The following is a 13,120-nucleotide window of genomic DNA, read 5'->3' as shown; positions in this document are numbered from 1 at the left end:
TTAAAACTTTAATAATGTCTTATTTAATAATAATCAGATGTTTAAAATCTCGTTTGTCATTCAGCAGAAAACTCAAAAGGTAAATAAATACCTGGATTCATGCAGAATGACAAACTGACTGTTGATGATGGAGCAGCAATCAAAACTATAAATCAAACAGTTAGTTAAAAAATAATCAATAATCAATAGAAATCTACATATGAAATTTTTTATCGACACTGCTAATTTAGAGCAGATCAGAGAAGCCAGTGATTTGGGGATTTTAGATGGCGTAACGACCAATCCTTCACTGATGGCAAAAGAAGGAATCAGCGGAAAAGAAGCAATTCTTCAACATTACAAAGACATTTGTGAAATTGTAGACGGAGATATTTCGGCGGAAGTCCTTTCCACAACCTATGAAGAAATAATCAAAGAGGGCGAGGAATTGGCGGCAATTCATCCTAATATTGTAGTAAAAATTCCAATGATTAAAGATGGGATCAAGGCTATAACATATTTTTCCCAAAAAGGAATCCGTACCAATTGTACTCTCATTTTTTCAGCAGGACAGGCACTTTTAGCTGCAAAAGCCGGAGCAACTTATGTTTCGCCGTTTTTAGGAAGACTGGATGATATTTCTACGGATAGTTTAAATTTAATTGAAGACATCAGATTAATTTTCGATAATTTCGGTTTCGAGACAGAAATTCTGGCGGCATCTGTTCGCCATTCAATGCACATCATCAACTGCGCAAAAATCGGTGCCGATGTGGTTACCTGTCCATTACCTCCGATTTTGTCCTTACTGAAGCACCCCTTAACGGATTCCGGCCTGGAGCAGTTTATCAAAGATTCACAAAAAATGCAATAAAAATTATGCACGATATTCAAAAATTAAAAAGTATTGCTTCACAGGTTCGCAGAGACATTGTGAGGATGGTTCATGCTTGCCAGTCGGGACATCCGGGAGGTTCACTGGGATGTACAGATTTTCTTGTTGCTCTTTATTTTGATGCAATGAAAAGAAAAAAAGGATTTGATATGACGGGAAAAGGCGAGGATGTCTTTTATCTTTCCAACGGACATATTTCTCCTGTTTTTTACAGTGTTTTGGCACATGCAGGATATTTCGACAAAGCTGAACTGGCAACTTTCAGAAAGCTGAATTCCAGATTGCAGGGACATCCTACTACACACGAGCATCTTCCGGGCGTTCGTATCGCTTCAGGCTCGCTTGGACAGGGGCTTTCTGTGGCAGTCGGTCATGCGGTCGGAAAGAAATTGGATCAGGATCCGAACTTTGTCTTCAGTCTTCACGGAGACGGAGAATTGCAGGAAGGACAAAATTGGGAAGCCATAATGTATGCCTCTCACAACAAAGTAGATAATCTTATTGCAACAGTCGATTACAACGGACAGCAGATTGACGGCCCTACATCCAAAGTACTTTCTCTTGGAAATCTTAAAACCAAGTTTGAAGCTTTTGACTGGAAAGTTCTTGAAGTGGAAAACGGAAACGATATGGAAGAGATTTTGAAAGTTCTGGACGAAGCCAAATCTTTGACAGGAAAAGGACAGCCGATTTGTATTCTCCTGAAAACAGAAATGGGTTACGGCGTCGATTATATGATGGGAACTCATGCTTGGCACGGAAAAGCACCGAATGATGAACAATTAGAAAAAGCTTTAGATCAACTCGAAGAAACTTTGGGCGATTATTAAATTAAAAATTATTTGGGCAGCTTTTTCCGTCTTCCGTTCCCGCTTTTTTGCAAATTTCCAAGGCTTTTCCACCGCGGAAATTTGTAAAAAGAGCTCCACTCAAGCCGGGCTGCGAGAAATCGAGGAACGAGATTCATCGATTCAAAATAAAAATAATAAAGTGGAGATAGATTCGCCGTTCCAAATCAATCAACGAACAAAGCATTAAATAGAAAAAGTTTTCGGAAATAACAATAGAATTTATTGTGATGTTAAATTACAGGTCGCTCCTACGGAGCTGGATTCTCTGGAATTAATTTTTCTGTTAACAGTTCGCCACGCTGTGGCTCCATCTAAATACGCTTTAGAATAATAAATGCTCCGTAGGAGCGAACTGATAACAGATCAAAATAATTCGGCATCACAAAACCTCGTAGAGGTGACCTGTAAAGCTTTTAGTATTCACAAAAAAATATTTTGTAAAAACATCGGATAAAATTTACCTGAGAAATCCACTTTTAGCTTAGCAAAGCGCCTTTACGAAAGGAAATATCCTCAATAAGATAAAAAAATATTTGCGCTTTTTGCGTCTAAAACAAAATCAACAGATTAATCAAATGAAAAAATATACCTACACAGAAAAAAAAGACACCCGAAGCGGTTTCGGAGCAGGAATGGCAGAACTGGCAGATAAAAATCCGAATGTTGTCGGACTCTGCGCGGATCTTATTGGCTCCTTAAAATTTGAAAAATTCATCGAAAAAGCACCGGAGCGTTTTTTCCAGATCGGAATCGCGGAAGCCAATATGATTGGTATGGCAGCAGGTCTTGCAACAGAAGGAAAAATACCTTTCACGGGAACGTTCGCCAACTTTTCTACAGGAAGAGTGTACGATCAGATTCGTCAGTCGGTGGCTTACTCAGGGAAAAATGTGAAAATTTGTGCTTCCCATGCCGGTTTAACGTTAGGTGAAGACGGTGCAACCCACCAGATTCTGGAAGATATCGGATTAATGAAAATGCTTCCGGGAATGACGGTGATCAATACCTGCGATTACAACCAGACGAAAGCGGCAACCATTGCTATTGCAGATTACGAAGGTCCTGTTTATCTGCGTTTCGGACGTCCCGTAATTCCTGTTTTTACAGATGAAGATCAAAAATTTGAAATTGGAAAAGCATGGATGGTGAATGAAGGGAAAGATGTAACCATCATTGCAACAGGACATTTGGTTTGGAAAGCCATTAAAGCAGGAGAAATTCTTGAAAAACAGGGAATCGATGCTGAAATTATTAACATTCACACCATTAAGCCTTTAGATTCTGAAGCCATTCTTACTTCCGTTAAAAAAACGGGTTGTGTAGTAACTGCGGAAGAACACAACAGATTAGGCGGATTGGGAGACAGTGTCGCTCAGCTCTTGATTACAGAATACCTTGCTCCTCAGGAATATGTTGCTGTAAACGACAGTTTCGGGGAAAGCGGAACACCGGATCAGTTGATGGAAAAATACGGATTAACGGCTCATGATATTGTAGAAGCGGTGGAAAAAGTAATGAAGAGAAAATAAACAATTGCTTGATTTAAGTATTTAGCACAAACTCACGATTTTTTCAGAGAAAAAGATAAATTTTATTCGTGAATTTGTAGCAAAAAGATTTAAAATCATAAATTGCAGTTATATATGCAGGATAATTTAATCAACCACACAAAAGATGCATTTCGGGCATTTTTCCAATCGGAACCTGAAAGAATTTTTCTCGCTCCGGGAAGAATCAATATTATTGGAGAACACGTCGATTACAGTGACGGATTTGTGCTTCCGGCAGCCATTGATAAATATATTTGTTTTGCTGTAAAAAAAACAGATGATTCTGCAATCTCTTTTTTTGCCAAAGATTTTAACGATTCTTTCAGCTTCAATGTTTATGAAAATCAGATTCCGGTTTCGAAGACCTGGGCAAATTATCTGTTAGGTGTTTTTAATGCCATTCAGGAATTTGGAAAAGAGGTCGGAGGATTACAGATTGCTTTCAGCAGTACGATTCCGATGGGTTCCGGTTTGTCTTCTTCAGCTGCTTTAGAATGTGGTTTTGCTTATCTTCTCAATGAAATTTTCGATTTACATTTAAATAAAAAAGAAATAGCAGTCATCGGTCAGAAATCCGAACATACTTTTGTAGGGGTAAAATGCGGCATTATGGATCAGTTTTCGTCAGTCTTCGGAAAAGAACATCAGGTGATGATGCTGGATTGTAACTCTCTGGAGCATCAGTATTTTGATGCCAATATCGATGGTTACAGTCTGGTTCTTTTCGACAGCTGTGTAAAACATACCCATCTTACTTCCGGTTATAATGACAGAAGAACGGATGTTGACAACGGTAAAAAAATATTGGGCAAAAAATTTCCTGAAGTGAATAAATTTAGGGATTTCAGTTTTGAAATGCTGGATGAAGCAAGAGCAGAAATGGGAGAAGTTCCTTATAAAAGATGCTTTTACCTTCTCAAAGAAATCAAAAGAGTGGAAAAGGCTGCAAAAGCTTTGTCAGAAGGCAATATAGAATATCTTGGTGAACTTTTGAATGAAACCCATACTGGACTTTCGACAGAGTTTGAAGTAAGCTGTGATGAGCTCGATTTTATGGTTGAACAAACGTTAAAAGAAGAAGGTGTTTTAGGAGCGAGAATTATGGGCGGCGGTTTTGGCGGCTGCAGCATCAATCTTATTAAAGATGAAAAGGTAAATCGCATTATTGAAAATATCACGGATCTGTATAAACAGGCTTACAATATAGACATGAAAGTCTACAAAGTAAAAATATCGGACGGAATTAATGAATACCAAAGAAATGAAATCGTCATTTAATCAGAAAAACCATCCTCACAGAAGATACAATCCGCTTTTGGACGAGTGGATTCTGGTTTCTCCGCAACGAGCAAACCGACCTTGGCAGGGGCAGACCGAAAAAACATCACACGAAGAGCTTCCGGCTCACGACCCGAATTGTTATTTATGCTCAGGAAACGTTCGGATTAATGGAGAAAAAAATCCGGATTATAAAGGCGTTTTTGTTTTTGATAATGATTTTGGCTCCCTGATGAAAGACGATGTCGAATTTTCTGGTGAAACTTCAGATTTCTTTTTACTAAAACCTGAACGCGGGATTAACAGGGTTATATGTTTTTCGGAAAATCATAGTCTTACACTGCCCGATATGGAAGTTAATGACATTAAAACTGTTGTTGATGTCTGGCAGAAACAATATGAGGAACTGGGAAATCTCAATTACATCAATCACGTTCAGATTTTTGAAAATAAAGGTCAGGTGATGGGTTGCAGCAATCCGCATCCGCATGGGCAGATCTGGGCACAGTCTTCAATTCCTTCTATTGTATTAAAAACGCAGGAAAATCTTAAAAGATATTTTGAAAAAAACGGCACTTCTCTTTTAGAAGATTATGTAAAAAAAGAGTTGGAAGCCGATGAAAGAGTCATTTTAGAAAATGAAGATTTTGCTGCATTAGTTCCGTTTTGGGCAGTATGGCCTTACGAAACAATGGTTGTAAGCAAAAGAAAAATTGTAAATCTTCTTCATTTTTCCGAAAGCGAAAAATTATCCTTAGCATTAATTTTAAAAGATCTGACGACAAAATACGATCATCTTTTTAATGTTTCCTTTCCCTATTCAGCAGGGATTCATCAATCCCCAACCGATGGAAAATCTCATCCGGAGTGGCATTTTCATATGCATTTTTATCCGCCTTTGCTGAGAAGTGCAGAAGTGAAAAAATTTATGGTTGGTTATGAAATGCTTGCTGAAGCTCAGCGTGATATCACATCGGAGCAAAGTGCAGAGATATTAAAGAATCTTCCTTAAAAATAAAATATACCGATCATATATTAACATTTTCCCGATACTGAACAGGAGTTAATCCAACAATTTTTTTGAATAATCTTGTAAAGTAAGAAGGACTTTCAAATCCCAGATCATAAGCTATTCCGGAAACATTGTTTTCTGAACTTAACAGTAGATTTTTAGCTTCTTTAATCAAATAAATATGAATATGTTCCAAAGCTGTTTTTCCGGTTTCCTGCTTTAAAACATCACTCAGATAACGCGTGGAAACAGAAAGTTTATCCGCAAGGTAATTTACGGTTGGCAGCCCATCTTGTAAGTGCAGATCTTTTTCAAAATAATTATCTACCACGTTCTGGAATTTTTTGACCATCGTTCCTGATACATTGATGCTCCTGTCGATAAACTGTCTCTTATAAAACCGGTCAGAATATTTAAGAATAGAATCTATGTGCGACAGAATGATCTCACGGCTGAATTCATCCGGATTTTCATCATATTCTTTCCGGATTTTATAATATAATTCCCACAATATCAGTTCTTCACTTGGAGAAATGTGCAACGCTTCATTGATTTCATATTCGAAATAACCGTATTTTTTTATCTGTTCGTAAAGATGATGTCCGGAAAGATAATCTTCGTGGAAAAACATTACAAAACCTTTTTCTGCAAACTGTACATTGCTTACTTCAATGATTTGACGCGGTTTCATAAAAACTGCCGAACCGTTGCTGTGGTCATATTTGGTCTTCCCGTACAAAACGTGTCCTGATTTTATCTTTTTCAGCGCAACCATATAAAAATCACCGGTAAAACGGTCTTCTCCTACAGAATACGTCATTAATTCTTTACACGTCATAAGACTTATCAGCGGATGTTTCGGCATCTCAAAGCCACTTTTCTCGTGTAGTTCTGGGATGCTTTTATAATGGTTGATTTTTTCCATAGTTTACTTTTTATTGACGTTTTACCATATTAAATGTCTCGTTGCGTATTTCTGTGCTATACTTCCGCTCATTTGTGTTAGAGCTTCGGGAGTTCATCCGCCTAACTTTGTCCTATCAAAATTAAACAAATAAACATTTAAAATTTTAATAAAATGCAAAAAACAATTTTTATTACAGGAGCATCAAAAGGATTCGGAAAACTATGGGCAGAAGCACTTTTGAAAAGAGGAGACAGAGTGGCAGCTTCAGCAAGAAATATTTCGGCTTTGGATGATTTGAAAACACAATACGGCGATCAGATTTTGCCTTTGCAGCTGGATGTCAATAATAGAACAGAAGTGTTTGAAGTTGTCGGAAAAATAGAGGAACATTTCGGAAAAATTGATGTTTTAATTAACAATGCAGGCTTCGGATTATTCGGAACCACTGAAGAAACTTCGGAACAACAGGCAAGAGAACAGATGGAAACCAATTTCTTCGGCTCTCTTTGGGTGGCGCAGGCTGTTTTACCGGTGATGAGAAAACAAAAAAACGGGCATATTATTCAGGTTTCCAGTTTTTTAGGATTGACGACTTTGCCATTGCTAGGCTTGTACAATGCTTCAAAATTCGCTGTGGAAGGGCTTATAGAAACCATAGGAAGCGAAACGGCACATCTGGGAATTAAAACAACTTTAATTGAGCCAAATGGTTTTGCAACAGATTGGGCAGGATCTTCGGCGGTTCAGACTTCTTCGGAAATTACAGATTATAATCCGGTGCGTGCTGCGTTTGCGGAGTCCGGCGACAATCCTGAAACCTGGGGAAAACCGGAAGCTACCGTTCAGCCAATCTTGGATATTATCGACAATGGGAATCCACCAAAAAGAGTATTATTCGGTAAAATTGCCTATCATGTTGTAAGCGAAGTGTATAAAAAACGTCTGGAAGATATTGAAAACTGGAAAGAAGTAAGCATTGCAGCACACGGACATTAATTTAAAATACGACTATAAAAATTCTATCACAATGAAAACAGCATTAACAGCAGAAACCCAGTTTGCAGAGATTAACCATAATAAAATTGCCTATCGAAGATTCGGAGAAGGAACGCCATTATTTTTCATCAACCGGTTCCGAGGAATTCTGGACACGTGGGATCCTCTTTTTGTGGATGCTCTGGCGGAAAAAAATACCGTAATTCTTTTTGATTATCCGGGAATTGGAAATTCCGAAGGCGATCTGCCTCTGAATATTTTTGAAGTTGCAGAAACCGTTCCGGCACTTGCCGATTATCTGGGAATCGACAAATTCAATGTATTGGGATGGTCTTATGGCGGATTGGTAACCCAAACAGTAATGTTTCAGAATCCGGAACGGGTATTGAAAACTGTTTTAATAGGAACTAATCCTCCCGGAGAAAATGAAATCGCAATAGAACCCGTTTTTTTCGAACATGCTTTGAAACCTGAAAACAATCTGGAAGACGAATACTATCTTTTCTTCGAACCGGCTTCGGAAAGAAGCAGAGAGGCAGCTAAAGAATCACACGACAGAATTGCGCAGCGGCTTAACAGAGTATTAATTCCTTCTACACCGGAACTTTTCCAAAGTTACTTTGCAGGTTCCGGATCTTTTAAAGAAGACCAGCTGAATTTCCGCGAAGGATACAAAACTTTAAAAACGCCGGTTCTGGTGATTTCGGGAGACCATGACATTAGTTTTGCCACTGAAAACTGGTTTCCATTAATGAAAAATGCACCTACAATGCAGCATATCATTTTAAATGATGCCGGACACGGACCGCAACATCAGTATCCTGAAATTACGGCGGGTTACATCAATCTTTTCCTGAGTAAATAGTTATTTTTTACAGTTAAAATTCAGCCGATGAAACACTATAAAACCCTGACAGATCTTCATTCAGATAACGGATGGAGCGCTCCGGAAAGTCCGCTTTTCAGTGTAATCGGCTGTCTGTCCGAATGCACTTTAGGGAATCGGGAATTCACGACAGATGGCTATATTATTGCTTTTAAGAAAATAAAATCGGGCGTTTTTATGTATGGAAGAACGCCCTATGATCACAACAATGGCAGTCTGTTTTTCGCAAAGCCGCGACAAATTATCGAAATGAAAGATTTGCATTTTGAAGAAAATGGCTATATGCTGCTGATTCATGAAGATTATCTGAATGGTCACGAACTTTTCAGTACAATAGAGCAATATAGCTTTTTTTATTATGAAGTAACGGAAGCGCTCCATCTTTCCCCAAAAGAAGAGCAGATTATTCTGGAACTAAAGGATAAAATTCAGGAAGAATATTTCAATAATCCGGACGAATACAGCCGTGAGATTATTCTCAGCCATATTTCATCCATTCTGAAATATGCACAGCGGTTTTACAAAAGACAATTCGTCGATCATTCCCAGATAAAAGGAAAAATGATTTCGAAATTTAACGCCGCCTTAAAGAATTACATCAATGAAGGTCAATTGGAGCATAACGGACTTCCGACTGTTGCACAATTGGCACAGCAGCTTTTTGTTTCTCCACGTTATCTCAGCGATTTATTGAAACAGGAAACAGGAAAAACAGCCATGGAACTCATTCATATTTTTCTGATTTCCGAAGCCAAAAATCTTTTAAAACTTAAAGAAAAACGCATTGCAGAAATTGCTTTTCAGCTTGGTTTCGAAAATCCATCCTACTTCACGAGACTGTTTAAAAAACAGACAGGAATGAAGCCCATGGAATTTAAAAACATGAGTTTGAATTAAAGATAATGAACCGTTTACAAACCTTTTTTCAGTTGAAAAGAAGTCATAGTTTTTAGTTTTAGTGGCCATATAAATATACGGAATTTATTTAAAATTTAATGGGTGAAAGACTGTGAGATTTATGGTGGATGAGTTTAAATTGGTCTTTTTGGCTGTAACAGATAAAAAAAATTCTGAAATTATTTTTCCATCTTGTTTACTCACATAGTATATTTGTGATTTATTTTCAATCATAATTTTATCTGTTTAATAAAAGCATAAAAAATCATTTAAAAATGGCAAGAATATATCAGACCGAATCTATGGGAGAAGCACGTATAAGAGTTGCGATTGTAAGCAGGGGAGATGCAGATTTATTGGTTCATAGGGTTGCTTCCTGGGGGTTGGCTCATGGGGATGCACATTGGTTTATCACTCGTAATAAACAAGATGCTGATTTTTTGATATTCTTTACTTCTCCGGGAATGGCGGATCTAAAAATCTGCTTTGTAGACTCTCAAGGTGAAGCAGGATGGCAGAAGGAAAGCCGATATAAGGGAAGATTAGCTAGATAGAAGTAGGAAGAAATCTTCAGCCTTTCATTATATTTTCCTGTATTTCGTGAAAAATACGCTGGATAAAGAAATTAGCGTTCAGGGTAAAAAACTTCCTGCCGGAAAGTACAGCTTTTTCTTGATTCCTAGAGAAAGCGGAACTTGGGCTGCTATCTTCAACAAAGAGCCAAAACAATGGGGCGATTACAAATACGAACATGTAAAAAATGCTTTGCGTATAGACATAAAAATAAAAGTGCTGCCTGCAAAACAGGAAGCTCTGGTTTACAAAATAAGTAAGAACGGATTCTCGATGGATTGGGATCAAATCTCGGTTTCTGTGGAGATTATGTAAGTTTGAATTTGAAATCCTAATAATTCGGGATTTTTTGCTTAAAAGATGAATAAACACCTGAAAAAACATTATTTAGCATCTTTAAACTTTGAATAATTTATCAGACTGAGAAAGTTTAACAATAAAGTACTTTTCATTATTTAATTCTTCAGGTAATTTATCTTTAAGTATTGAGGCGACAAATTGGATATTGCTATTATTAACAAATTCAGCAATTTTTACTAACTGTTTGTCGTCCATAAGCTCTTTTTTATCATTTAATATAAAATGTAAAGAAGATAGGTTTTCTTCTTCTGCAAATAATACATAAGCAAGATCAAAACAAGAAATTTCTCCTTGTTTTTTGCCAGAGCTAAGATTTGTGTTAAATGCATTAAATTTATATAATCTTTGTCCTTTTTTGTTTTTTACAATATCATATTTTAATGCGTATTGTTCTCCATAAAGCTTATTTGAAATATTTGCAAAATGCTTGTTGAATTTATTAAGTTGAACTTTTACTATTCTTTCAAACTCATCGGAGAAAAGTTCATCGTCAATTTCGTTAAGTTGTTTATTATATTCTTTTATATTTTCTTCAACTTCTTCTAATTGCTGGATGATATTTTCGTACTCACCTTTTTTTTGATATTTTTGATTTAATTCTACAATTAATATCTCCAATTCTTCAAATGAATCGCTTTTAGAAATAATTTCAGCAAGTTCTTTTTCTTGTGCTAAAAATTCACGTAATTGTAATTCATTTTCTTGAATTTTAAAGTTAATAAGTGGTAATTCTTTAGTAATGAATTTTGCTTTTTCAATAAGCATTTGGTTATGATAATCTACTAAATCATTAAATGATTTCTGAACATTTGCAATAAGGGTAGTTGCCTGTGAATAAATAATTTCTAATTGCTTTACATCAATCTCTGAAATGCTATTTTTTAATTCGTTTTCTGTTTCTAATATTAAATTCTTTCTAATATTTAATCTTCCGATTTCAGAGCTAATTTTATTTTTTTTATACTTTAAATAATTTAGTCTATCTAAGTCAGCTTCAAAGTTTTCATTTATATTAAACAATAATTTTTGTTTATTGAGTTCCTCTATATCACTATTAATTAAGGCTAAGGTTGTCTCGTAAGCTGTTTTAGTCTGGTTCTTTTCAAGGCGACTTTTGTAAATATCCTCTTGTTTCAATTTAGCTAAAATTTCCTGCTTATTATTTCCTTTAGAGAAATCGCAGCCTAATAAGAATAAATAAAGTGTTTCATATTCTGCATCAGAAGTATAGTTATCCAGTGTTTTCAAAGTGTTATTGATACTTTGATCTTTATATCTTATATTATGTGAGATAATTTGCCTAAATGTTGGTTTTTCTGCATTGTGTTCTGGAAAAATCAATGAAGATAACTTTATATCAAATTCTTCTTCTGTAAATTGCTCGCCATTGATCCTGCGGATAATCTGTTTTCTTGCTAAGAAATTTCTTTCAATAACAATTTCTTCGGAGTTTTCATCATCTAAGTCACTAGTGAGAGTTAATGTAATAAGAACTTCATTTTCGATTAAGAAGTCCTTAATTAACTTATATTCTTGGCGTTTACTTTCAGGGTCAACATATATGTTTTGAGGTTTTCCTCCTAAACAAAAATCAATTAATTTTAACACGGTTGTTTTACCAACACTATTTCCAGTTACTTGATTATTACTTTCATCAACAATGAGATTTAATCCCTTGAAAAAAGGGATCTCTCTAATAACTTCTTTATTTGTTGAAATAGTTAATAGCTTTAAGAACATAATCTGATTTCTCCGTTATCATTAGTTTTAGCAATATTTAATAAATATAGCCAATCAAGACATAATATAAAGATCGAAAATGACATTTCTTTTCTTTCTTTCGTAGCTTGATATAAATCTAAAATATTATTTGCACTACTTGATTTGATAGCTTCTAAGACAAAAGCTCCATTATAATAAATTGTATTTTCTGGATGTATATTATCAGGTAATAGCATAATTGTAATTTTCTGGGTTTTCAAAAATTTTACAACGAATAAAGGCATCTACGACTAAAATATTTACGCAAAGCTCTAATTCATCAAAAGGAATATCTTGATAGTTCGCACTTGCTAAGATTTTTTCTTGAACTTTCTCAATAATTTTAAAAAATAACTGGTCGTCTGTTAGGTTCACAGATAGCTTAGCATATTCTTGCCTGATTGTAGATAAAACTGTTTTACTTTTATTGATACCATACTTATCAAACTCAGAATAAATTTTATCCAATCTATTATGATGAATGCTATAGTCTTCAATAATAATTTTAGCAGACCTCAAATTATTATAAATGATTTTTCTGTCAATTTCAAATTTTACTTTTTCAGGATTATAATCTCCTTCGTTCCAATCTTCTTTGGAAAGAATATTAATAATAGTAGCTAAATTTGTTTCAAGTTTAACAGGATCTATCTCTGATCCAAGTTCTTTTTTAATAAAATCATATACTCTTTTTAAATCATCAATATTTAAACTGTTAACTGTTGTTAAAATTGAGGTTTTATCAATAATATCAGCTGAGGGACTAAAATTAATATTGTGAGGGTTAATATATGTTTTCGAACGAAGGTCACTGGCATCATGTGCTATAGATACAAATTTAAAAGTATATGTTGAGTAATTTTTTATTAAATCTTTACTTAAAGAAGTTTCTATTTTTTGCTTTGTATTTGTGGCAGAAACTTGAATAACATATAAGTTAGTATGGTCAATTAAGTCAATTGCTTCGACATTCGGTTTAAATTCATTTTCATTCAGAACATTCCAAGAATATAATTCATTCAGGAAATAATGATAAAAGCTCTCCGAGTGTAAATGAAGATCTAAAATATTTAATTTTCCCCTCGAAGTAATTCGATAGGATAGTGTATTTAGTTTTTCTTCTATAACTGAAAAGTAATGAGCTCTAATCATTAATGTGCAAATTTATAATTATT

General features: G+C 35.2%; 14 protein-coding genes. 10 read left to right on the top strand and 4 right to left on the bottom strand.

Annotated elements, in window-relative coordinates; translation table 11 throughout:
- Positions 1-199: 199 nt before the first annotated feature.
- The 5 genes from fsa to AC52CF_RS12445 all read left to right on the top strand — a co-directional run bounded on the left by fsa (position 200) and on the right by AC52CF_RS12445 (position 5,565).
- Entirely contained in the window at positions 200-853 is a 654-nt protein-coding gene (gene fsa, locus AC52CF_RS12465) for a fructose-6-phosphate aldolase (RefSeq protein ID WP_496517219.1), read from the top strand.
- Positions 854-858: 5 nt separating this feature from the next.
- Positions 859-1,704, top strand: a complete 846-nt coding sequence (locus tag AC52CF_RS12460) for a transketolase (protein ID WP_496517218.1) — start codon at positions 859-861, stop codon at positions 1,702-1,704.
- A gap of 596 nt (positions 1,705-2,300) precedes the next feature.
- Complete coding sequence (locus tag AC52CF_RS12455) at positions 2,301-3,254, top strand: transketolase family protein (RefSeq protein WP_496517217.1); 954 nt, start codon at positions 2,301-2,303, stop codon at positions 3,252-3,254.
- 114 nt (positions 3,255-3,368) lie between these two features.
- Positions 3,369-4,553, top strand: a complete 1,185-nt coding sequence (galK, locus tag AC52CF_RS12450; protein WP_496517216.1) for a galactokinase — start codon at positions 3,369-3,371, stop codon at positions 4,551-4,553.
- Positions 4,522-5,565: a UDP-glucose--hexose-1-phosphate uridylyltransferase gene (locus AC52CF_RS12445; RefSeq protein WP_496517215.1), complete on the top strand. Its 1,044-nt coding sequence runs from the start codon at positions 4,522-4,524 to the stop codon at positions 5,563-5,565. Before galK ends, AC52CF_RS12445 begins: the two co-directional genes overlap by 32 nt.
- 16 nt (positions 5,566-5,581) lie before the next feature.
- Here the strand turns inward: AC52CF_RS12445 and AC52CF_RS12440 are convergent, their stop codons facing one another.
- Positions 5,582-6,490, bottom strand: coding sequence for a helix-turn-helix domain-containing protein (locus AC52CF_RS12440; protein WP_496517214.1), 909 nt, complete (start codon positions 6,488-6,490; stop codon positions 5,582-5,584).
- A 153-nt stretch (positions 6,491-6,643) separates the two neighbouring features.
- On the opposite strand from AC52CF_RS12440, the gene AC52CF_RS12435 reads away from it, so the two are divergent.
- The 5 genes from AC52CF_RS12435 (at position 6,644) to AC52CF_RS12415 (ending at position 10,139) form a co-directional block, all read left to right on the top strand.
- A complete protein-coding gene (locus AC52CF_RS12435; RefSeq protein ID WP_496517213.1) occupies positions 6,644-7,468 on the top strand; it encodes an SDR family NAD(P)-dependent oxidoreductase in 825 nt (274 codons plus the stop codon).
- Between the two features lie 31 nt (positions 7,469-7,499).
- Entirely contained in the window at positions 7,500-8,333 is an 834-nt protein-coding gene (locus AC52CF_RS12430; RefSeq protein ID WP_496517212.1) for an alpha/beta fold hydrolase, read from the top strand.
- A gap of 27 nt (positions 8,334-8,360) precedes the next feature.
- Positions 8,361-9,251: a helix-turn-helix domain-containing protein gene (locus tag AC52CF_RS12425; protein ID WP_496517211.1), complete on the top strand. Its 891-nt coding sequence runs from the start codon at positions 8,361-8,363 to the stop codon at positions 9,249-9,251.
- Positions 9,252-9,526: 275 nt separating this feature from the next.
- On the top strand, positions 9,527-9,805 hold the full coding sequence (locus AC52CF_RS12420; RefSeq protein ID WP_235131023.1) for a 7(1) septoil knot domain-containing protein: 279 nt from the start codon (positions 9,527-9,529) through the stop codon (positions 9,803-9,805).
- 46 nt (positions 9,806-9,851) lie between these two features.
- The gene (locus tag AC52CF_RS12415) at positions 9,852-10,139 is read left to right on the top strand and encodes a DUF2911 domain-containing protein (protein WP_496517210.1); all 288 of its coding nucleotides are present in this window, start codon (positions 9,852-9,854) and stop codon (positions 10,137-10,139) included.
- Between the two features lie 81 nt (positions 10,140-10,220).
- On the opposite strand, the gene AC52CF_RS12410 is transcribed toward AC52CF_RS12415, so the two are convergent.
- The 3 genes from AC52CF_RS12410 to AC52CF_RS12400 are packed head-to-tail and all read right to left on the bottom strand — an operon-like array spanning position 10,221 to position 13,097.
- Positions 10,221-11,924 (bottom strand): DUF2326 domain-containing protein, encoded by a 1,704-nt coding sequence (locus AC52CF_RS12410; protein ID WP_496517209.1) that lies wholly within the window; start codon positions 11,922-11,924, stop codon positions 10,221-10,223.
- The gene (locus tag AC52CF_RS12405) at positions 11,915-12,142 is read right to left on the bottom strand and encodes an ABC-three component system middle component 6 (RefSeq protein WP_496517208.1); all 228 of its coding nucleotides are present in this window, start codon (positions 12,140-12,142) and stop codon (positions 11,915-11,917) included. Before AC52CF_RS12405 ends, AC52CF_RS12410 begins: the two co-directional genes overlap by 10 nt.
- Complete coding sequence (locus AC52CF_RS12400; protein ID WP_496517207.1) at positions 12,129-13,097, bottom strand: ABC-three component system protein; 969 nt, start codon at positions 13,095-13,097, stop codon at positions 12,129-12,131. Before AC52CF_RS12400 ends, AC52CF_RS12405 begins: the two co-directional genes overlap by 14 nt.
- Positions 13,098-13,120 lie beyond the last annotated feature (23 nt).

Source organism: Chryseobacterium sp. 2P (assembly GCF_059579425.1).
This window is presented reverse-complemented; position numbering and strand designations above follow the sequence as displayed.